This window comes from Thermostichus sp. MS-CIW-37 (genome assembly GCF_054060065.1).
On sequence record NZ_JBSSCV010000007.1, the window covers coordinates 22,458 to 42,209 of the forward strand.

Consider the following 19,752-nt stretch of genomic DNA (forward strand, 5'->3'; position numbering starts at 1 on the left):
AAAAGGCTGTATCTTTTTTGGAGTTACCTATGTCTAAGCTGGACTCAAAAAATGCACCTGGACACCAGGTACTGGCTGCGGCAGGTAAAAAGGCACTTCGACCGGGGGGCTTTGGCGCTACCGAACGGCTCTTCAAGTTTGCCGAGTTCCGTCGAGGAGAAACTGTGCTGGAACTTGCCTCAGGCCTTGGCTACACGGCTATTCGATTGGCAAAGCGCTATGGCATACATGTTACCGGCATTGAGAAAAATCCAGATAACATTGCTCACACTCGCGCTAATGTTTCTGCAGCAGGGCTAGCCGGCCAAGTTGAGATCCTCGAGGGCGATATCTTTCACCTAGATCAAATCGATCAGAAATTTGACTATGTCTTGGCGGAAGCTATTTTAACAATGCAGTCCGATGCAGGAAAATCTAAGATTTTGTCAGGGATTTACAATTGCCTCAAGCCAGGGGGTAAGTTCCTCAGCCATGAGCTGCGAGTTGAGGGATCCAACAGCGACGCTATCCGCAAGGAGTTATCCTCCGTAATCCATGTCAATGCCAATCCTTTATCTACTGACAGCTGGCTTGCAACTGTTCAGCAAGCAAATCTTACGGTTGTCCAGTATGCCACCGGCCCCTTAACTTTGCTCAATCCCGTTGCTATTGCTACAGAGGAAGGATTGCCGACGCTCTTAACTATGGTGTGGAATGTGCTTACACGTCCTGTAATCCGGCAGCGGATCTTATCTATGAAGCAAATCTTTAGCCGATATCGAAATAACCTAGGCTACATCATACTGATTGCCAAGAAGGAGGCTTAATGATGTCTCTTGTCTCCCCTGAGTCACCTTTTTTGCAGCTCAAAGATCACATTGCTTATTCTGTGGAAGGAGTTCTCAGCAAGATCATTTGGAAAAGTGAAGTCTGCCAACATACTCTTTTCTGTATGGCGGGAGGCACAAGTATTTCCGAGCATACCTCCACAAGGGACGCTACTCTCCACGTCATTGAAGGAACTGGAGTCTTAACCCTTGCAGGTGAGAAGATCTCTCTATCTCCGGGCATATTTGTCTTAATTTCGGCAAATGTTCCCCATGAGTTAGAAGCCACTGCTGACCTTGCTTTTGTTCTGACTTTATCAAAGGCAAGTTAAGAACGCCGCCTTTTACTCAGCCAGCCGCTTAACATCGCCAAAGCAAACATTCCCAGCAAAGCAAAGCCCAGCAGCCACCTTTCCTGCTCTAGGATCCCTGCCCCCAGAGCCACTACTGGGGGTGTAGAGACGGCAATGCCCAAAGCTAGGGCGAGAAGAAAGTTCTGCCATTTTATTTGGGTTAGGCCGGCGGCGTAGGCGACAAAGTCGAATAGGCCCGTCATTAAAAAACCAGCTGTAAGAAAAATATTGTTTTCCAGATAGTTAGCTGAAAGGGCATCGACTTTGTACATCCATTGTCGCCCAACTACTCGCTGTACTAGGTCTCTACCAAACTTTCTGGCTAGGTAGAAGTTAAATGTACAAGAGATAAAATCAGCAATTGCAATGTAAAGGATTCCCGATCCAAATCCAAAGAGGGCTCCTGCCAAGATGGAGTAAAGGGTGCTGGGTATGGCAGGAATAATAATACTCAGGGAGCGTAATCCAATCAGGGCAAGGGGTGCCCAGGGGCCTAGTTTTGCTATAAATTCTCGAGTTGCCTCTGGATCTAAGCGACGGGCCAGCAAGATGGCAGCTAACAGGACAACAAGCAACAACAGCAGTGAGAGGATGTCTTTCCTTTTTCTGGAATTGATTTTGCTGCTAGAGGACAAATCCTCTGAGGGGGTAGGGGACGATCCTACTGACTCGCCATCTGCTGACTTGTCAAAGGTAGTGCCGGGCGGATAATAGAGTTCATCCTTCAGGATCCAACCTGTTTTCTGTTGCAGATAGGCATGTGTGCTCAAGCCCAGACGCTTTGCCTCGGTGGCAACAGCCTTGTAGTCTAAGCCCAATAGCTCGCAGAGCTCTTTTTGTCGAATACCAGAAGGTGGCTGCATAGGGCAAAAGATCTCTACTTTCTCTGCTAGATGCTTAAGGTTTCCGAGGGATGCTCGAAGTAGGCATGATTTTCATAAGGCTTGTTTTGCTAGTGTAGAAGGTGTCATGTATTTTGCTTTTTAGAGGTTGATAATGATCTTGTGTATTGGCGATGTTCTTAGTTTAGCAGAATTGCAACAGATTCTGTCCCTCATAGCCGATGCTGAATTTGTGGATGGTGCTCTGACGGCAGGCTGGAATGCCAGGCTTGTCAAAAACAATAGGCAAATGCCAAAGGGATCCCTTCAGCAACGGAAGATAGAGGAGATTATCTTGGCAGCTCTAGAGCGTAATTTGTTGTTCCAGATGGCTGCCCGGCCCAAGCTCATTCATTCCATTTTAATTAGCTGCTACGAAGCGGGAATGTCCTATGGCACTCATACCGACGATGCGCTGATGCTCGATCGGCATCAGCTGATGCGCACGGATATTTCCTTTACGCTATTTCTAAGTGCCCCTGAAGACTATGATGGCGGTGAGCTGAAGATCGAGAGTAGCGAGGGGGAGCAAGCCTACAAGCTGCCGGCGGGTGCTTTGATCCTCTATCCTGCTTCCACCTTGCACCGAGTTGAGCCTGTAACCCGTGGGATCCGCTATGCTGCCGTCAGTTGGGTTCAAAGCCTAATTAGGGATCCGCAAGAACGCGAGATCCTCTTTGATTTACAGACTGTGCGGCAGCAGATGTTTCAGGAATCGGGCAAGACACGCCACTTTGATTTGATCTCCAAAGTTTACGCGAACCTGCTGCGGAAATGGGCAGAGCTCTAGAGGGATCGAAGAAAATAGAGCAGGGCTTCTCTGTCTTCAGCAGCCATATTTTTAAAGATCTCGCGGGAGCGTTCAGCTTCTCCCCCATGCCAGAGAATGGCCTCCTCGAGGCTGCGGGCGCGGCCATCGTGCAAATAGCCGGAGGAGGGCAGAACTGTCTGCGACAAGCCGATGCCCCACAAAGGGGGGGTGCGCCATTCTCGGCCCGTGGCCTCGAAGTCAGCGCGGTCATCTGCTAGTCCTTCGCCCATGTCATGCAACAGCAAATCGGTGTAGGGGTGGATGACTTGGTTGGCCAGGGCAGGGATCTCATGAATGCCGGTTTGTAGCTCTGGTCGGTGACACTTGGCGCATTGGGCTTGGACGAAGAGCTTTTCCCCTCGCTGAACTTGGGGATCCTGCCAAAGGGCGCGGCCAGGCACGGCCAGGGTTTGCACGTAAACGGTTGTCGCTTGGAGAGTGGCCTCGTCGATATCTTGGCTGCCATCCGCGGCCGGAAAAAGAGGATTCGTGACACCCATGTCGTTGGCGTAGGCGGCCGCAGTTTGTTGCCTGAGGTTGGGGGTATTGGCTTTCCAACCAAACCGTCCCAGCACCAGACGCTGCTGCTCTTGATCCCAAACCAAGTTGGGGCGGCCAGAGATGCCATCCCCATCGGCGTCGTCAGGATCGGCTGCTGCCAGGATCCTAGAAGCGGGAACGGCCTCCAGTAGGCCCGCTCCAAACACCGGCTGGGGGATCCGCAGGGAGATGAGGACAGGATCGATGGGCGATCCCTCCAGAGTTAACAGCTTTACAACAGGAGAACGCAGCCTGTAGGGAGTTCCGTCGGCGTACTCTCTGGTCTGCTCTACCCAGTGCAACTCCACCTTGGCCTCTGGCCGATAGCCCCGAACGGCCTTTTCTTGAACCTGCGTGCCGATGCCGGCCACAGGGGGAGTGTTGCTATGAGGAGCAATGGCCTCCCATCCAAAAGGCTGGGGATCCCCGCTTCTATCCAGGGATCCAACCTGGCTGACTCTGACGACCCGCTGCCCCTTGTCAGGAAAACCTCGGCCGTTTTTAACATGACAACCGGCGCAGGAGTTGTTGTTGAACAGAGGCCCAAGGCCGGGGTTAACAGGCGCCGGAGCGGTGACGAAGCGAGCCTCAAAGGCGATGTCCCCCAGGGCATGCAACCTGGCCCAGCGGGGATCCAAGTTGGGAGCCGGCTGCTCGTAGGCTGTTGAGGTGCGGTTCCAAAGGGTTGTTTCGCCACCCGCTCGAGGGGGCAATGGCTGGGATCCCTCTGGGGCAGCGGGGAAAGCCAGAAAGCTCGCCGCCCAAAGAGAGGCCAATCCCAGCATGAAAATCTGGAGAAGACGACGCATCGGCTATCAAAATATCGGCAACTCAGCTCTTTTGGGACTTTCTTACTACTGCAGGAGCGGCACAACTTCCTGAGCAAAGCTGTCGAAAGCGTCTTCAATTTTTTCCATAGCGGCAGTAATAGATCCACGGGCATTGGCATCGCAAAGGCTTTTTTCGATAGGGGCAGGGATCCCCTGGAGAGCCGCCGCCGCTGCTTGTAACTCCGACTGAATTTGACTATCCAAATTGGGATTGATGTCCCGGACAAATTGGCTCAGGCCACGACCTTTTCTATCTCTAAATCCGCCCAAGTAAGCATACTGAACGCTGCGCACATTGGCCTGGAACTCCGGCAGCGAATGGTGGGCAAAGCGACTTTCCAGCAGAAAAGGATTTTGCTGGGCGAAGGCTTCGCCAATTTTGACCTTGCCCAGCTCGTCCAACATGCCGAGAATACCTTGGGCTATTTCTTCAGCAGCAGCTTGCAGCGTGAGATAACTCTTGCTGCCCTCGCCGGCTTTTACCCATTCTTCGCGAAAAGCAGGCAGCCCTTGCACTCCCTCTGTCCAGCTTTTGAGCAGCTTTGCCGCCGTATCCGCCAAAACTGGGCCAAGGGCAGCCAAGTACTCCCGATCCCGCTCGGTAAAGTCTTGCAAAGACTTGTTGTTATCCACGCCAAAGAGCAAGAAGGCCACGGCATGAAATCCCTTTTGCCCGCTTTCCAACTCGGCCACGGTCTCTGGAGTGAGGGGATCGCCGCTGTTGAGAACTTCCAGCACCTCCACCTCGTTCAGGGGCCATTCGTCCAAATCCGCATCCAGCCCCAAATAAGCCGCCGGCCCAAAGGCAAAAGCCTCGCTCTCCTCCCAAGTGATGCGGGCAACAGACCAAGCCTGGCGAGCCGCTTGCAAAGTCTGGGCATTGGGATCTTGCACGAAGGCCTGGATGGCCTGAGACAGGGCCTGGGTATCGGCGACCAACTGCTCATAGGCAGGGATCACCACCTGATCGGCAAAGTCGAGCAAAATCTGCCGATCCTGAAACCGCTGCTCAGGAGAGAGCACAACGGCTGGCCGGCGAGAGCCTGCCCCTTCTTCCCCACCCTCGCCGCCGCCATCCACCGGGATAGGCCGACACTCCGGGTTCATTTGAGCTGCCTGCTGAGGCGAAGCCTGGCTCAGGGCCGGTGGATCCCCGCCGCCCGCAGCCGAGGGATCCTTTTGGGTTTCCCCGCAAGCGGCCCCGCTGACCAGAACATAAAGCCCTATCCCCGTCCACAGCTTCAGATACCTCGACATCTCCTCCGACTCCTTTGCCCTCGACTTGGCCAACTTTGGCTTGATTGTAATCCAGCTATTGCGACTCAATCTTAAGAAGGGAGAGATTTTTATCACCGGCTGCCACCGGATCGCCCGGCTCGTCCCTCTGCGGGCCAGCTTCCATCTGCAGCTTCCCCAGGTGGGGCTATGGGCGGATACAAGTCCGACTCTTAACAAAACTTAACTCTAAAGACATTGATATTTGTTTGCAAGAAGCCTAGAGTAGGTCACAGCTCGCTGTTGAGATTTACTCTCAACAGTTGGTTACGTGTCTCGAAAGGATGTGTCCGTGCGGCCAGAGGCGGGCCTGGGGCAAGGTCTCTGGCCTTTTCCTAGAAAAGCTTGTTTAGAAACGCAAGAGGAGCGGAGATGACAGCGACGACACTCAAGCAAGAAGGGGGATCTAGCTCGCAACAACAGATCCCGTGGTGGGCGGGCAACGCCCGTTTGACCGATCTTTCTGGCCGGCTGCTGGGGGCGCATGTGGCCCATGCCGGGCTGATCGTTCTCTGGGCAGGGGCGATGACCCTGATCGAGTTGGCCAAGTTTGACCCCAGCCGACCGATGTATGAGCAGGGGCTGATTCTCTTGCCCCACCTGGCCAGCTTGGGGCTGGGGGTGGGATCCGGCGGGGAAGTCCTGGATACGGATATCTACTTTGCGGTGGGAGCGATCCACCTCATCAGCTCTGCCTTTTTGGGGTTTGGCGGCATTTTTCATGCCCTGCGCGGGCCGGCGGTGCTGGATCCCAAAGCCTTTCCCCTGTTTAGCTACGACTGGCAAGACAAAAACAAGATGACCACCATCCTAGGGATCCACCTGGTGCTGCTGGGATTGGGAGCCTGGCTTTTGGTGCTCAAGGCAGTGGTGTTTGGCGGCTTGTTCGACCCGGTGGCAGGAGAGGTGCGCCTGGTGTCTCCCAACTGGAACCCCTTTGGCCACCTGTTGGGCATAGAAGGGCGCCACTGGATCGCCGGGGTGGACACTTTAGAAGACGTGGTGGGCGGCCACCTCTGGCTGGGCTTGCTCCTGGTGGCAGGTGGGGTTTGGCATATCGCGACCAAGCCTTTTGCCTGGGCAGAACGGATTTTTATCTGGTCTGGGGAAGCTTATCTTTCCTACAGCTTGGGAGCTTTGGCCTTGATGGGATTTATTGCCGCCTATTTCGTTGCCGTTAACCCAGTGGTCTATCCCGAAGTTTTCTATGGGCCGCTGCTGCAGGTGGGCTTGGATCGCTATCCCTTCTTTGAGCAAGGGGGAGCTCTCACATCTAGGGTTTGGCTGGCCAATGCCCATTTTTGGCTGGCCTTTTTCTTCCTTCAGGGCCACCTGTTCCATGCCCTGAAAGCGCGAGGGTTCAATTTCCGTACCGGCAGAGTAGAACTTGCAGCGCAGCAGGCCTAACGGCAATCTAGCCATCTGATTTTGAGCTTTGCACTTGCAGTTTCGAGGTAGGAGCAATGGCAAAAGTAGGTCTATTTTTCGGCACTCAAACCGGAAATACCGAGAGAGCCGCTGAGATGATCCAAAAAGAGCTGGGCGAAGACAATGTAGATTTGATCAACATTGCCGAGGCCACGGTTGAGGACTTTGATAGGTACGACTACTTAATCATCGGCTGTCCAACTTGGAATATCGGGGAGCTGCAGGCCGATTGGAATGGGTTTTTCCCCTATTTGGATGAAATCGATTTTTCCGGTAAGACGGTAGCCTATTTTGGAGTTGGGGATCAGTTGGGCTATCCCGACAACTTTCAAGATGCCATGGGGATCCTGGCCCAAAAAATTGCCGAGCGCGGCGGAAAAAACGTCGGCTCCTGGCCTACAGAAGGCTACGAGTTCAATGAGTCCAAGGGAGTGGTTAACGGCGAGTTTGTCGGCCTTGCTCTGGATGAAGACAATCAGCCGGAGCTGACGGAAAAACGAATTAAAGAGTGGACGGCCAAACTCAAAACACTCTTCAATCTGTAATCTCAAACTCGGCTTCTTAGCTTGTTGTGGATACTGTGGGAGTTTGTCATGACTGGCGCAGTTCTATCTTCATCGCCTACCTCTGCTGAGGGATCCCCTCAGGTGAGCTGGCTGGCGGGCAATGCTCGCTTGGTGAATCTGTCCGGAAAGCTGCTGGGGGCCCACGTGGCCCATGCGGGGCTGATCATGCTGTGGGCCGGCGGCATGACCTTGTTCGAGGTGGCCCACTGGGATCCAAATCAACCTATGTACAGCCAGGGGCTGATTTTGTTGCCCCATCTGGCCAGCTTGGGCATCGGCGTCAACGCAGAAGGGGTGGTTACGGATCCCTATCCCTTTTTTGTCGTGGGCGTTCTGCACCTAATTGCCTCGGCAGTGCTGGGGGCAGGAGGGATCTTCCATGCCCTTTTGGGACCAGAGGTGCTGAGCAAGGGGAAAACCTTTGCCGAGTTTTTCGGCTACGACTGGGAAGATGACGACAAGATGACCACCATCCTGGGGATCCACCTGCTGCTGCTGGGGCTGGGTGCATGGCTGCTGGTGGCCAAGGCTCTCTTTTGGGGAGGGCTGTACGATGCCAACCTGGGCCGCGTGCGGATCGTTGCGGATCCCACCCTCAATCCGCTGCGGATCTTCGCCTACTTGACGCCGCTGATGGGTCAGCAGGGCATGGCCGCCGTGGACAACCTGGAAGACCTGGTGGGGGGACACATCTACGTGGGCCTGCTCTGCGTGCTGGGGGGATGGTGGCACATAGCCACGCGCCCCTTTGCCTGGGCCAAGCAAGTCTTGATCTACTCGGGCGAAGCCTACCTCTCCTACAGCCTGGGGGCCCTGGCTTACATGGGCATCTTGGCGGCCTATTTTGTCAGCGTCAATGAGATCGCCTACCCTGCGGCTTTTTACGGGCCGCTGGGGCTGGCCGCTGACGAAAGGGGAATTGTAAGCAGCCGTACCTGGTTGGCTACAGCCCACTTTGTCTTGGGGATCCTGTTTTTGGCGGGGCACATCTGGCATGCCATCCGGGCGCGGGCGGCGGCCAGCGGCTTTGACTTCCAGCGCGGGGGCTGGGTGCGAGCCACAGATCCCCAGGTGGGCAACTTGGACACGCCGGTAAACCAGGGCGATCTCACCCTGCTGCTGCTGCAAAACCTGCCCATCTACCGGGAGGGCTTGTCGCCTTTCCTGCGCGGTTTGGAGATCGGCATGGCCCATGGGTACTTCCTGGTGGGGCCGTTTTACAAGTTGAGTCCGCTGCGGAATTCGGAGCAAGCCCTGACGGCAGGTACGCTGGCGGCCATTGGTCTGGTGCTGATCCTAACGGTTTGTCTTTCGATCTATGGACGAGTCTCTTTTCCGCGCTCGCGGCTGGTGGCGGTGGTGAACACCCCCTATGGAGAGGTGGCCTATCCGACGCCGGGAGTGCAACTGATGGCGGAATCGCAGGGATCCCCTCAGCCGGTGCGAGTACCGGCAGGATCGGAGGACTTGCCCGAAAACTTGCGCACCCGTGCCGGCTGGAGCCAGTTGGCGGGAGGGTTTCTGGTGGGCGGCGTTGGCGGTGCCCTGTTTGCCTACATGCTCCTGAACAGTGCGGACGTGTTGGCCCAGATTTTGCCTGGGCTGTGAATGAGGTTTGAGGCTCCCTGGTTCGGGGATCTGCAGAAAGGAGAGGGGTATTGTCCCCTCTCCTCTATCCAGATCGGCTCGGATCCTTTGGGCCGCATTTTCCAATGGCAATTGCACTGTTCACAATTGCATGGTTCAACCGCACTTTGCCGGTTGGTTTCTGGCTACTGGACTTTGTAGATCTTTTGTTTGGCTAGCAGCCTTGATGGTTTTAACAGTCGAGATGGAATAGCGAATATGAGTTTAAGCTCCGCTTCTGCGCTCGCTTTTGAGGCCCTGTATCTGGGCATTTCTCCCAGTCTCAAGCTCTTTGATCAGCCTTTATTAGGATCCCTGGGGAAATGCTTTCGGATAGCCTACTGGGAGTACCACCAAACCCAGGATGAGCCTTGTAGCCTGGAGACTGTAATCACGCTGCTATACGAATATCTCAAAGCTTGGGATCGACCCGTTCATCTTATCGGCCACGGCTTGAGCGGGGTGGCCGCTTATCTTTTTGCCTGCCGTTACCCACAGCGGGTACAGTCTCTGACCTTGCTGGCCGTGGGAGGTTGGCCTGCTACCACTTGGCATGCCCATTTCTATGTGCAGCGAAAAATCTTTTGCTGGAGTCGGGAACAACTCTTGGTGCGTATAGCCCAGAGCCTTCTACCTACTTCAGAACAGCGGCGAGCACGCTCACTCTCCTATGCTCTGGCTAAAGATTTGGATACTTCTCCCATACCTCACTCCCTATTTCAGGTGATAGCGATTCCAGCCCAGAAAGTGTCGGTGCCGATGTTGGTTTGCGCCAGCAAGGATGACCCCATTGTGGATCCTGCTTCGCTCGAGAAGTGGAGAAACCACCTAAAGCCAGGGGATCAAATGTGGTTTTGCCCTGGGGGGCGACACTTTTTTCATTATTCTTTTCCAAGTTTGGTCAATCTGAAAATAATGGATTTTTGGCAGGAATTGCGTAAACTTCAGCCCAGCATGGCTTAGGGCGGCTGGACTTTCGCGGGATGATAGAATGGCTACTCATCCAAACAGCAGAGGAGCTCCGTTTGCAGCTAGGGCGAAGCAGCCCAGGTGGAGCCCCTGACAACAGGAAAACGGGCAGGGGTGGAATGAGGCCATTGAGCTCCCGGTAAAATTGATAGAATAGGGCAAGCCCCCAACTTGGATAGGGAATGGGCTTGACCGCGGAATCCTCGGCTATGTTCGACAAACTGCTCTTTCCCATCGATAACTCGCGTGAGACCAGCCACGCCTTGCCCTTGGTGGCGGACATAGCACAGCGCTACAAGAGCCAAGTGTATTTGCTTTCTGTGCTGGATGATACGGAGCTTGACCCGGAGCGAGCCGAGCAAGCTCGGCAAAACATCCACAACCTGCTTAAGCAAACGGAGTCCGGCCTGCATCAAATCGGCCTCAGCAACGTCAAGAGTGAGTATCGAGAGGGGAAGGTGCCTTTTGTCATCTGTGATGTGGCAGACGAGCTGGAGATCAGCCTGATCGTGATGGGCTGCCGTGGCCTCACCCTGTCTGGAGAGGGGCAGAACAACTCTGTAAGCCACCGCGTGATCGATCTCTCCCCCTGCCCAGTGTTGGTCGTGCCCTGAGGAGAGGGATCCCATTAACGGTATTCTCTGGAGTACGCCAAGGCCAGCTCTTGTTAAGGCGCTTGGGTGTTGCCTTGTGTAACAGCAAGGGCGTAATCTTTTGTCTTGCCCGGAGGTCTGCAGTACAACGAAGAGCGAGATACAGCTTTTCCCGACGTTGTGGGGGGTCTCAGTAGGATCCCGGCCCCGCATACGTTTGTACCGACTTCAGGAAGTGTCCCTGGAAAAAGCTGTGGGCCCCATTGCTAGCAACAGCCGGTTAGTTCCACTTTTGGGAATCGTCATGGAAAGTCGTGGTTACAACAAGTCTTCACAGAAGAGCTTTGAGTTGATGCGGCATTTCGCAGAAACCTACGCCAAACGCTCCGAGACCTTTTTCTGCTCGGATCCGTCAATTACAACGGCGGTGATCGAGGGCTTGGCTCTGCACAAAGAGCAGTTGGGCGCCCCGCTGTGTCCCTGTCGTTTTTACGAAGACAAAGAGGCGGAAGCAAAAGCAGGCTATTGGAATTGCCCCTGTGTACCCATGCGGGAGCGAAAAGAATGTCACTGTATGCTGTTTTTGACGCCGGATAACCCCTTTGCCGGCACCAGCCAGACCTTACAAGAGGTGCCTCTGGAATACCAAACCACCAAATGACAGCGCCTGGCAGAGGTCGGGAAACAGAGGCAGGCTTTGGAAAGGTGACAGGGCTCGGTATAATCGGAAAGCTGTTGGGCAACGGTTATTTGCACGAGGAGGAAACGCTCTTATGACTCCCTCACTTGCTAACTTCCTCTGGAGCTTGGTGGCCGGTGCAGTTGTGCTGGGGACTCTCTTTGGTGCCATCATCTTGGTCAGCCAAAGGGATAAAGTGCGTCGTCGCTGAGATCCCTGCTCGTCGGCACCTGCCCGCCGATGCTTCGCTTTTCCCTGTACCGCGGTCGCCGGGTGGGGGGAGACTCGGGTGCTGAGATGTGGCTGCGGTACACAATTGCCGGAGTGCTTCACCCCTGTTGTCAAGAACCCAGCCGGGTTGGGTGACCAGCAGAGCATCCATAGCACCTTATGATCAAAAGCTGAATCTAGCGACACCCTGGGGCTCCCTTGCCGGCATTGACCCACCCCTTGTATTACTGGCGGCAAAAAAACCGCTACTACCACGAGGATCTAGAGCGGCTGCATCGCTTTTTTGTCCCTGCCGGTTTGCGCATCTTGGAGATTGGTTCCGGCACGGGATCCCTGCTCAATGCCTTGCAGCCCAGCTTCGGGGTGGGGATCGACCGGGATGCGGACATTGTTGCCCAAGCTCAGGCAGAGTTTCCCCATCTCCATTTCCGGGTGCAAGATGCCCACACGCTGGACAAAGGGGATCCCGTCTTGGCGGAGCCTTTTGATGTGATCTTGCTCGTCAATACCCTGGGCTACCTGGCCGACATCCAGCAGGTTCTCCAGCAGTTGCGCCGCTTCTGTACCCCACGCACCCGCCTGATCCTCTCCCACCACAACCCGCTCTGGGAGCCGATTCTGGGCTTGGCAACCGCTCTCAAGCAACGGATGCCTCTGCCGGCAGCCAACTGGTTATCGGCAGCCGATGTGGCCAACCTGCTGCACTTGGCAGGATACGAGGTCATTCAGCAGGGCAAGCGGCTGTTGTTGCCGCGGCGGATCCCGTTCCTTTCGACTGTGATCAACCGGGTGATTGCCCCATTGCCCGGGATCAACGCCCTCTGCCTGACAGAGTACACGATCGCTCGCCTGCAGCCCGACCCGGCTTGGGATCCCCCCCCTGAGCAGCAGCCTTCCTGCACGGTGGTGATTCCGGCTCGGAACGAAGCGGGCAACATTCGCCGCTGTGTGGAACATTTGCCCGAGATGGGATCCCGCACCGAGATCATTTTTGTGGAGGGGCATTCCAGCGACGGGACTTGGGCCGAGATCCAGCGGGTGCAGGCGGAATACCAAGGGATCCGCAATATCCGGGCTCTGCGGCAGGAGGGCAAGGGCAAGGGGGATGCGGTGCGCAAGGGGCTGGCTGCCGCTACAGGGGATGTGTTGATCATCCTCGATGCCGATTTGACGGTACAGGCAGAGGACATGCCCAAGTTTTTCCGGGCTGTGGCTTCTGGGCGGTGCGACTTTGCCAATGGCTGTCGCCTTATCTACCCCCTGAAACCGGAGGCAATGCCTCGGCTGAACCAATGGGCCAATCGTTTTTTTGCCGCTCTCCTCTCCTATATTCTCGGCATCCGCATCAAAGATTCCCTCTGTGGCACCAAGGCCCTGTGGCGGGAGGATTACCAGCAGATTGCCAAGCTGTGCCAAGAGTGGGGGGATTTCGACCCGTTTGGAGATTTTGACCTGTTGCTGGGATCCGCCAAGCGCACCCTGAAGATCCTGGATATCCCCGTGCGCTATTTCCCCAGAACCTATGGTCGCTCCAACATTCACCATGTGCGAGAGGGGCTGCGGCTGCTGCAGATCTGTGGCTTTGCCCTCAAGCGCTTTAAGGGATACTGAAGTTTGCTCTGACCCAAAGGTGCCGGTCTGTACTTCTGTCGAGGCAGGGCCAGTCTTTGCAAGTGCTTCTCCGTATTTGGGATCCCTGCTCAGCTACCCAGAACTCGTTACAATAATTGGTCAATTGGATCACTGTAACGTGTGGATTGGCCCTGATGGGGAGTGCCACAGGAACAAGCAATGGGAGAATCCGTATTGAGCAGGCTGGGCCAATGGATCTCAAATACCCCCCTGCGCTCCCTTGACCAAGCTTATGAGGCTGCCCTGCGCATTAAAGCCATCGAGGATCAATACTTCCAGGGAGGATCCATCGGCAGCAACGGGCAACATGGCCAGAATGTCAGCCGCTACTTTCAAATTCAACTGCGCCGGCAACTGCGCCAGATCGATCTGCGTTTGGCAGAGTTCAGAGCCAGCAGCGCCTTTTCTCGCCTGCCGGATCCCGAGCAAAATGGCAGCGGCCCTACTTCTGCCCAAGATAAAGCTCAACAACTCCATGCCGCTGAGGCCAATGTTTCTGAAAGCAGCAGCGAAAACTCCGAGAATGGTTGCCAGAGACGAGATCTTTCCATTTTGGAGAAACTGCAGTTTATCGATCAGGTGACTTCTCGATACAAACGCCCGACCAGAAAATCCCAGCCCATCTCTGCTTCAATTTCCACTTCACCTGAGCCTCTCGAACCGCCAGAACAACCTACCTCAACTGAACCCAGTTCTTCTAATGTCTCTGTCAAGGCAGGCTCCGGCAATGGCGCTGCCCCGGTCGCTTCCAAAGCTGCGATTCTGCCCCGTTCTATTCTGCGCACGGCCAGCCAAATCCGCCGTGAGCTGAGTTCCCAGGCCGAGGAGGAACTGATCCAAGAGTATCGGGAGGCTCGCATTCGCACACTGGTATCGATTCGTTTTCTGTTGTTGTTGGCCGTTTTGCCTCTGCTCACCCAGATCCTCTCGAAAAACTTTCTGTTTGGGCCATTGGTGGATCACTTCCAACAACGGGAGCCTGCCATTGTGGCTCTAAGCCACGAATTCCAAGAAAAAGCCCTGTCAGAGTTCGAGTTTTTCAAGGAAAGAATAGAATTTGAGCGAGCTTTGCACCATCAACCCCCAGAGTGGGATCTGGAATCAGAAGAGCAACTGTCCATGAAGGCAGAGGAACTGCTGAAAAAATATAGCCGTAGGAACTCGGAAGGATTGAAGAATATCCTTGCTGATTTGCTTTCGCTGCTGGTGTTTGGCTGGCTTATCTTTATTGGGCGTGAGGAAATCGAAGTCCTCAAGTCTTTTTTGGATCGTCTGATCTACGGCCTCAGCGACAGTGCCAAGGCTTTCATTATCATTCTTTTTACCGATGTGTTTGTCGGTTATCACTCACCCCACGGCTGGGAGGTGCTGCTGAGTAATTTGGCTGCTCATTTGGGGGTACCGGAGAACCGCGATTTTATCTACGGCTTTATTGCTACTTTTCCGGTTTTCCTAGATACGCTTTTTAAGTATTGGATCTTTCGCTATCTAAACCGTGTATCGCCGTCTTCGGTGGCCACCTATCGGGCTATGAACGATTAAGGGTTCGCAGTTGCATTTCAAACTGGGTTGAGACGCTTCCCAAGCGCTCCTTGCCGCTGCCGTAACCATCCACAACCTCTCTCAGAGGAAGAAAGAAGTTGGGGATCGACCTGACGAATCGTTTGATTGCCATTTGAAGCAACCGTAATTCGAGTTTCCTGAGTTAGCTGGGCGGGCGTAAGGATTGTCGATGGCAGAACCCGCAGACAAACCAACGCTCCAATTCGGCGGCAGGGGTAGGACAGCGGCAGGCGGGGCAAGGGAACAGGTTTTGCTGGGTTTGTTGTTGCTTCACCACTCTGGCCCAGCGCTCGAAAGCCACTTTCGGGTCGGAGGTGGGCTGTTTTGGATTGGGGCTGCGACAGGATCCAGGGCGTTGTCCATCTTGGTCTGCTAGGCGGGGAGCGCCATAAAACTTGCTGGTCAGCTCCGCATCAGGATGGGGGGCAGCCGGGCTGGATCCCTTGTGCCAGGCACCAGAGCTGAAGCGGATATCGCTGAGGGGAGATTGTAGCCGGCTGTTGAGTTTCCTGAGAATGATCTGGCGTTGCAAGGTTAAGTTTTGTGCCCAGGCCGGGGTAGAGGTGGCCACCTGCAGCACCTGTCGGCGCAGGCTGAGAGGATAGGTTTGGGCGGCTACGGCCTCTCCGACGAGTTCGGGCCAGAGCTGCCGCAGGGTTTGCATTTGCTTCAGTTCAGCCCAACGGGGATGGCTGCCAAAGCTTCCCAGTACCTCATCTAACCGCTGCAACATGGTGTCGATAGGGTGTCAATGGCAGGCAATAGCTTAGGAAACACCATTTTGGTCTTCCGGCGATTGAGCCGCTTCTTTGAGGGCAGAGTGAATGGAGTCGGTATCGGGCAAAGAAGGGGATCCGCCATTTTGACTGAGGGGGGCAAATCCCTCTAGGCTGCGGATATGAATATCTTGTTGCGGGAAGGGGATGCGGATCCCACGTCGCCGAAACTCAGCCTCGATCAGGAAGTTTAGCTCGCTGATCAAGACAAACTGATCTTGAGGACGGTTGATCCACACCAGCAGCTCAAAGTTAAGTGCAGAAGGGCCAAAGGACTTGAGCCAGACTTGGGGGGCAGGGCTGCTCAACACCCGAGCATTTTCTCTGGCGGCGCTGAGCAGGGCTTCGGTAACCAAGGCGGTATCGGAGCCGTAGGCCACGCCCACAGGAATGTGAATGCGACAGCGGGGATCCCGGTAGCTCCAGTTCACCACCTTCGATTCGGTAAAGCGGGAGTTGGGCACAATCACAAAAATGCGATCCAGGGTGCGCAAGACGGTGGCCCGTGGGCCAATGCGCTCCACTGTGCCGAGCAGGTTGTCCACTTCCACCAGATCCCCGATTTGGATGGGGCGCTCCAGCAAAATGGCAATGTAGCTGATGTAGTTGTTGGAGAGGTTTTGCAAACCAAAACCGATCCCCAAACCCACCGCCCCGGCAATAACCGCCAAGGAGCCCAGATTAAGGCCGCTGAAGGGCAAGACCAGAAGGATGCCGAACAGGGTCAGGATGTACTTGAAGATGGCCGCCGAAGACTCTTGGGTGCCCAGATCCAGCCCCAGGCGTGCCAAAAAGCGCTGCTTGAAGCCAACACTGACGTAGTGGGCGCCAGTAAAAACCAAGATAGAAAGGAGGAGGAAGACCAGCAAGCTGGCAATCGAAACGCTGGAGTTGGGCAGAGGTTGGGTGAGAACGCCCAGAGCCGTGGCGACCACACGACCCAGGCCCAGGTAAAAGGAGCGCTGAAACGGTCGTAGGGCAGGGATGAAGCTGATACCGCGATCCAGCGAGATGCCGGCGATGAGGATTGCCCCCACGCCCCGCAGCAGCATCCCACCCACATCGATCCAGGTGCCCCAGGCCTCTCCGGCCTTAAGCTCCAACCAGCCTTGCAGACGGGTTAGGCTGCGGTCGAACAGCCGCCAGAGGAAGAACCCCACCACCAGGGTGGCGATCCCTGCCAGGAGGGTCAGAACCAGCACGCGCGGATCCTGGGCCCGCTGCAGAGCCAGCAGATCTTCGCGGTAATCGGCAATCGCTTGCTCCAACCGCCGCGCCCAACTGTTAGCCACCAGACGCACGTCATTCAGGCTCACCTGACCCGGTGCCACCCTGCGCTCTGCGGCAGCATCGGCATAGGTGACGGTAAACAAATACCGTTGGGTGGCCTCAAAGCGGCCTCTTTCCCCCAGGCGTAAGATGTATTGCCCATTGGCATCCTGGGCTACCCGTACCTCTGGCTGTGGCAACTGCCCTTCTTCGAGAAAGCGCTCGATGATTGCCCGAACGTTGTCGGCCCGCACATCGCTGGGGTAGTCTGCCGTCTGCAGGCGGAACACCGGTATGTTCCCGACCAGCACTTCTGTGCCCTCTTGGCCGGTCAAAGGGATCCCGACTGGGCTGGGAGCCGGAGCAGGGGATCCCTCAGGAGTTGGCGCTTCAGCCGGTGTGGGTCGGGGATCGGCCAGGAAAAAGTTGGGATCCCGAAATTCAAGGGCTTGAGCCAAGGGGATCCCTGAGGAGGCAGAGGCGACGGCAGGGGTAAGCCAGAGACCTATCCCCACCGTCAGCCCAATCAAGAGAACTGCTCGCCGAAATGGGACGGAGTCCTGCATGGCCGGTTTGGTACGAACGCCTATCGATCAATTGGGGATCCCTGGTGCTGCCCCGCAAGCTCATGGTGGCACAAGCCGACCTCAATTTTGGCCGATCTGAGCAAGGATTTTAGGTGCCCTGAGAATGGCCCAGAAGGCGTTGACGCAGCTTTTTGATTCTATCTCGCAGCTCGGCGGCTTCCTCAAATTCTAGGTTTTTGGCGGCCTCTTTCATCTTCAGTTCCAGTTGGCCGATCAGCTCCGGAATCTCGGAGAGAGGGATCTCTTGCGCAGCTTGAAAGGCTTTTTCCAAATCTGGGTCGTTAAGTTTGCGGGAGATGGCCAAAAAAGACAAGATGGCATTGCTGTTTTTCTTGACGATGGGCTTGGGCGTGATGTTGTGTTGGCGGTTGTATTGCAATTGAATTTCGCGGCGACGCTGGGTTTCGGCAATGGCCCGGGCCATGCTGCTGGTCATGGTGTCGGCGTACATCACCACCGTTCCACGGACATTCCGCGCTGCCCGCCCGATCATCTGAATCAGGGAGCGCTCTGCTCGCAAAAACCCTTCTTTGTCGGCATCCAAAATGGCCACCAAAGAAACTTCTGGCAAGTCCAACCCTTCCCGCAGCAAGTTGACCCCCACCAACACGTCAAAGGCCCCTTCTCGAAAATCTTGTAAGATTTCAATTCGCTCAATCGAGGTGATCTCGGAATGCAAATAGCGAACTCGGATCCCTCGCTCCTGGAGATATTCTGTGAGATCTTCTGCCATCCGTTTGGTGAGGGTGGTCACGATCACCCGTTCGGCAGATCCCTGCTGAGAGCGTTCCAATCGCAAGTAAATTTCTCCCAGCAAATCGTCCACTTGCCCAGCCGTGGGGCGCACATGCACCTCGGGATCCACCACCCCAGTGGGCCGAATCACCTGTTCGATAACCCGACCGCTGCCCTGCACATAAAACTTCAAGGTCTTGCCATCTTCCACCCGGGTTTCAAATTGGGCCTCGCTCTGCTCTAGTTCCCAGTTGCCGGGAGTAGCCGAAACAAAGATGCACTGATGAACTTTGGCCCAAAACTCTTCGGCTTTGAGGGGGCGATTGTCGAGGGCGCTGGGCAGGCGAAAACCGTGATCCACCAGCACCTGCTTGCGGGCACGGTCGCCATTGTACATGCCGCGAATTTGGGGCACGGTCACGTGGGATTCATCCACCACCAGCAGCCAATCGTTGGCCTTGAAATAATCCACCAAGCAGGCGGGGGGCTCTCCTGCTTTGCGTCCCGTTAAATGTCTAGAGTAGTTTTCGATCCCATTGCAATAGCCCACCTCCCGCAGCATTTCTAGGTCGTAGCGGGTGCGCTGTTCCAGCCGTTGGGCTTCCAGGAGCTTGCCTTCTTTGAGAAAGAGGGCCAGTTGCTCTTCCAGTTCTTGCTCGATGTTGAGGATTGCCCGCTCCAGTTGTGCTTCCGGCGTTACAAAGTGCCGAGCAGGATAAACTCTAAGGGCGCTGAGGCTGTTCAAAATCTCACCTGTAACCGGGTCGATTAAGCGAATGGCCTCGATCTCATCCCCAAAAAATTCGATGCGAATTACCCGATCCTCATACGCCGGCACAATTTCCAGCACATCTCCTTTGAGGCGAAATCGCCCTCGCACCAGCTCTAAATCGTTGCGCTCGTACTGGATGCTGGCCAGAGCCCGCAAGACATCCCGTTGGTTGATCTCCTGGCCGACTTTGAAGGGGATGGAAGCCTTCAGGTATTCTTCTGGCATGCCCAGACCATAGATGCAGCTCACCGAGGCCACCACAATCACATCTCGCCGTTCAAACAAAGAGCGGGTAGCCGAGTGCCGCAGCATATCGATTTCATCGTTGATAGAGGAAGATTTGGCGATGTAAGTATCGGTGCTGGGAACATAGGCTTCCGGTTGGTAATAGTCGTAATAGCTGATGAAGTATTCGACGGCATTATTGGGAAACAGCTCTCGTAGCTCATTGCACAGTTGTGCCGCCAGCGTCTTATTGTGGGCCATCACCAAGGTGGGCCTGCCGATTTGCTGGATGGTGTGGGCGATGGTAAATGTTTTGCCGGTTCCGGTTGCTCCCAGCAAGGTTTGAAAACGATGGCCTTCTGAAATCGACTTCACCAAGCCGGCAATTGCCTTAGGTTGATCTCCGGTGGGTTGATAGGGAGAAACCAGTTGAAACTCTGACATGGGTTTGACTTTCGGATGGGCCTAGATAGCTGCCGGGCTGGTCAAGGCAGGGCTGATCTGCACGTTGGTTTGGAATGGTGGTGCGGATCACAAAGGCTTGTGGGGTGCCTCTAAACTTGGCCGCCTGCTCAGCGGTGGGCTCCAGCTGGCACACCAGGGTT

At 55.3% G+C, this 19,752-nt stretch carries 19 protein-coding genes; 13 read left to right on the plus strand and 6 right to left on the minus strand.

The features are described from left to right. The first annotated feature begins 29 nt into the window (after positions 1 to 29). Positions 30 to 806, plus strand: coding sequence for an SAM-dependent methyltransferase (locus ACVWYZ_RS04755; RefSeq protein WP_099884669.1), 777 nt, complete (start codon positions 30 to 32; stop codon positions 804 to 806). Beyond that, on the plus strand, positions 806 to 1,138 hold the full coding sequence (locus ACVWYZ_RS04760; protein WP_011433845.1) for a cupin domain-containing protein: 333 nt from the start codon (positions 806 to 808) through the stop codon (positions 1,136 to 1,138). Before ACVWYZ_RS04755 ends, ACVWYZ_RS04760 begins: the two co-directional genes overlap by 1 nt. On the opposite strand, the gene ACVWYZ_RS04765 is transcribed toward ACVWYZ_RS04760, so the two are convergent. Further along, positions 1,135 to 2,022, minus strand: coding sequence for a TVP38/TMEM64 family protein (locus ACVWYZ_RS04765; protein WP_457466359.1), 888 nt, complete (start codon positions 2,020 to 2,022; stop codon positions 1,135 to 1,137). The two genes, ACVWYZ_RS04760 and ACVWYZ_RS04765, sit on opposite strands and share 4 nt — an antisense overlap. A gap of 133 nt (positions 2,023 to 2,155) precedes the next feature. On the opposite strand from ACVWYZ_RS04765, the gene ACVWYZ_RS04770 reads away from it, so the two are divergent. Next, positions 2,156 to 2,830, plus strand: a complete 675-nt coding sequence (locus ACVWYZ_RS04770; protein WP_011431398.1) for a Fe2+-dependent dioxygenase — start codon at positions 2,156 to 2,158, stop codon at positions 2,828 to 2,830. On the opposite strand, the gene ACVWYZ_RS04775 is transcribed toward ACVWYZ_RS04770, so the two are convergent. Both ACVWYZ_RS04775 and ACVWYZ_RS04780 read right to left on the minus strand, forming a co-directional pair. Continuing rightward, the gene (locus ACVWYZ_RS04775) at positions 2,827 to 4,200 is read right to left on the minus strand and encodes a di-heme oxidoreductase family protein (protein ID WP_457466360.1); all 1,374 of its coding nucleotides are present in this window, start codon (positions 4,198 to 4,200) and stop codon (positions 2,827 to 2,829) included. The two genes, ACVWYZ_RS04770 and ACVWYZ_RS04775, sit on opposite strands and share 4 nt — an antisense overlap. Before the next feature lie 45 nt (positions 4,201 to 4,245). Further along, positions 4,246 to 5,478, minus strand: a complete 1,233-nt coding sequence (locus ACVWYZ_RS04780; RefSeq protein ID WP_011433843.1) for an imelysin family protein — start codon at positions 5,476 to 5,478, stop codon at positions 4,246 to 4,248. Positions 5,479 to 5,868: 390 nt separating this feature from the next. Here ACVWYZ_RS04780 and ACVWYZ_RS04785 point away from each other — a divergent pair, with 390 nt between their 5' ends. From ACVWYZ_RS04785 to pxcA, 9 genes are all read left to right on the plus strand, one after another. Then, positions 5,869 to 6,903 carry a chlorophyll a/b binding light-harvesting protein gene (locus ACVWYZ_RS04785; protein ID WP_011431394.1) on the plus strand — a complete coding sequence of 345 codons (1,035 nt, stop codon included), beginning with the start codon at positions 5,869 to 5,871 and terminating at the stop codon, positions 6,901 to 6,903. 56 nt (positions 6,904 to 6,959) lie between these two features. Continuing rightward, on the plus strand, positions 6,960 to 7,469 hold the full coding sequence (fldA, locus tag ACVWYZ_RS04790) for a flavodoxin FldA (RefSeq protein ID WP_414358087.1): 510 nt from the start codon (positions 6,960 to 6,962) through the stop codon (positions 7,467 to 7,469). Between the two features lie 48 nt (positions 7,470 to 7,517). Next, on the plus strand, positions 7,518 to 9,098 hold the full coding sequence (locus tag ACVWYZ_RS04795) for a chlorophyll a/b binding light-harvesting protein (protein WP_457440521.1): 1,581 nt from the start codon (positions 7,518 to 7,520) through the stop codon (positions 9,096 to 9,098). 237 nt (positions 9,099 to 9,335) lie between these two features. Then, positions 9,336 to 10,079, plus strand: coding sequence for an alpha/beta fold hydrolase (locus ACVWYZ_RS04800; RefSeq protein ID WP_457466361.1), 744 nt, complete (start codon positions 9,336 to 9,338; stop codon positions 10,077 to 10,079). Between the two features lie 215 nt (positions 10,080 to 10,294). Next, a complete protein-coding gene (locus ACVWYZ_RS04805; protein WP_011433838.1) occupies positions 10,295 to 10,699 on the plus strand; it encodes a universal stress protein in 405 nt (134 codons plus the stop codon). Positions 10,700 to 10,982: 283 nt separating this feature from the next. Then, positions 10,983 to 11,339: a ferredoxin-thioredoxin reductase catalytic domain-containing protein gene (locus ACVWYZ_RS04810; protein WP_414374512.1), complete on the plus strand. Its 357-nt coding sequence runs from the start codon at positions 10,983 to 10,985 to the stop codon at positions 11,337 to 11,339. A gap of 112 nt (positions 11,340 to 11,451) precedes the next feature. After that, positions 11,452 to 11,568 (plus strand): photosystem II reaction center X protein, encoded by a 117-nt coding sequence (locus ACVWYZ_RS04815; protein ID WP_414374513.1) that lies wholly within the window; start codon positions 11,452 to 11,454, stop codon positions 11,566 to 11,568. A 227-nt stretch (positions 11,569 to 11,795) separates the two neighbouring features. Beyond that, positions 11,796 to 13,199: a glycosyltransferase gene (locus ACVWYZ_RS04820; RefSeq protein WP_011432449.1), complete on the plus strand. Its 1,404-nt coding sequence runs from the start codon at positions 11,796 to 11,798 to the stop codon at positions 13,197 to 13,199. 180 nt (positions 13,200 to 13,379) lie between these two features. Then, positions 13,380 to 14,762 (plus strand): proton extrusion protein PcxA, encoded by a 1,383-nt coding sequence (gene pxcA, locus ACVWYZ_RS04825; RefSeq protein ID WP_457466362.1) that lies wholly within the window; start codon positions 13,380 to 13,382, stop codon positions 14,760 to 14,762. 163 nt (positions 14,763 to 14,925) lie between these two features. Here pxcA and ACVWYZ_RS04830 read toward each other — a convergent pair whose 3' ends face one another. Next, positions 14,926 to 15,516, minus strand: a complete 591-nt coding sequence (locus ACVWYZ_RS04830; protein WP_414374516.1) for a DUF721 domain-containing protein — start codon at positions 15,514 to 15,516, stop codon at positions 14,926 to 14,928. A 33-nt stretch (positions 15,517 to 15,549) separates the two neighbouring features. Continuing rightward, positions 15,550 to 17,394: a mechanosensitive ion channel family protein gene (locus tag ACVWYZ_RS04835; RefSeq protein ID WP_457466363.1), complete on the minus strand. Its 1,845-nt coding sequence runs from the start codon at positions 17,392 to 17,394 to the stop codon at positions 15,550 to 15,552. Between ACVWYZ_RS04835 and ACVWYZ_RS04840 the strand changes: the two genes are divergently transcribed. Further along, positions 17,376 to 17,507, plus strand: a complete 132-nt coding sequence (locus tag ACVWYZ_RS04840) for a hypothetical protein (protein ID WP_414343450.1) — start codon at positions 17,376 to 17,378, stop codon at positions 17,505 to 17,507. The two genes, ACVWYZ_RS04835 and ACVWYZ_RS04840, sit on opposite strands and share 19 nt — an antisense overlap. Here ACVWYZ_RS04840 and uvrB read toward each other — a convergent pair. Beyond that, positions 17,504 to 19,591 carry an excinuclease ABC subunit UvrB gene (gene uvrB / locus ACVWYZ_RS04845; RefSeq protein WP_457466364.1) on the minus strand — a complete coding sequence of 696 codons (2,088 nt, stop codon included), beginning with the start codon at positions 19,589 to 19,591 and terminating at the stop codon, positions 17,504 to 17,506. The genes ACVWYZ_RS04840 and uvrB overlap by 4 nt on opposite strands. Positions 19,592 to 19,752: the final 161 nt, after the last annotated feature.

Bases quoted from the DNA above. Each gene is read 5' to 3' on its own strand.
- ACVWYZ_RS04755 (WP_099884669.1), top strand. From the start codon at position 30: ATGTCTAAGCTGGACTCAAAAAATGCACCTGGACACCAGGTACTGGCT.
- ACVWYZ_RS04760 (WP_011433845.1), top strand. From the start codon at position 806: ATGATGTCTCTTGTCTCCCCTGAGTCACCTTTTTTGCAGCTCAAAGAT.
- ACVWYZ_RS04765 (WP_457466359.1), bottom strand. From the start codon at position 2,022: ATGCAGCCACCTTCTGGTATTCGACAAAAAGAGCTCTGCGAGCTATTG.
- ACVWYZ_RS04770 (WP_011431398.1), top strand. From the start codon at position 2,156: ATGATCTTGTGTATTGGCGATGTTCTTAGTTTAGCAGAATTGCAACAG.
- ACVWYZ_RS04775 (WP_457466360.1), bottom strand. From the start codon at position 4,200: ATGCGTCGTCTTCTCCAGATTTTCATGCTGGGATTGGCCTCTCTTTGG.
- ACVWYZ_RS04780 (WP_011433843.1), bottom strand. From the start codon at position 5,478: ATGTCGAGGTATCTGAAGCTGTGGACGGGGATAGGGCTTTATGTTCTG.
- ACVWYZ_RS04785 (WP_011431394.1), top strand. From the start codon at position 5,869: ATGACAGCGACGACACTCAAGCAAGAAGGGGGATCTAGCTCGCAACAA.
- fldA (WP_414358087.1), top strand. From the start codon at position 6,960: ATGGCAAAAGTAGGTCTATTTTTCGGCACTCAAACCGGAAATACCGAG.
- ACVWYZ_RS04795 (WP_457440521.1), top strand. From the start codon at position 7,518: ATGACTGGCGCAGTTCTATCTTCATCGCCTACCTCTGCTGAGGGATCC.
- ACVWYZ_RS04800 (WP_457466361.1), top strand. From the start codon at position 9,336: ATGAGTTTAAGCTCCGCTTCTGCGCTCGCTTTTGAGGCCCTGTATCTG.
- ACVWYZ_RS04805 (WP_011433838.1), top strand. From the start codon at position 10,295: ATGTTCGACAAACTGCTCTTTCCCATCGATAACTCGCGTGAGACCAGC.
- ACVWYZ_RS04810 (WP_414374512.1), top strand. From the start codon at position 10,983: ATGGAAAGTCGTGGTTACAACAAGTCTTCACAGAAGAGCTTTGAGTTG.
- ACVWYZ_RS04815 (WP_414374513.1), top strand. From the start codon at position 11,452: ATGACTCCCTCACTTGCTAACTTCCTCTGGAGCTTGGTGGCCGGTGCA.
- pxcA (WP_457466362.1), top strand. From the start codon at position 13,380: ATGGGAGAATCCGTATTGAGCAGGCTGGGCCAATGGATCTCAAATACC.
- ACVWYZ_RS04830 (WP_414374516.1), bottom strand. From the start codon at position 15,516: ATGTTGCAGCGGTTAGATGAGGTACTGGGAAGCTTTGGCAGCCATCCC.
- ACVWYZ_RS04840 (WP_414343450.1), top strand. From the start codon at position 17,376: ATGGGACGGAGTCCTGCATGGCCGGTTTGGTACGAACGCCTATCGATC.
- ACVWYZ_RS04835 (WP_457466363.1), bottom strand. From the start codon at position 17,394: ATGCAGGACTCCGTCCCATTTCGGCGAGCAGTTCTCTTGATTGGGCTG.
- uvrB (WP_457466364.1), bottom strand. From the start codon at position 19,591: ATGTCAGAGTTTCAACTGGTTTCTCCCTATCAACCCACCGGAGATCAA.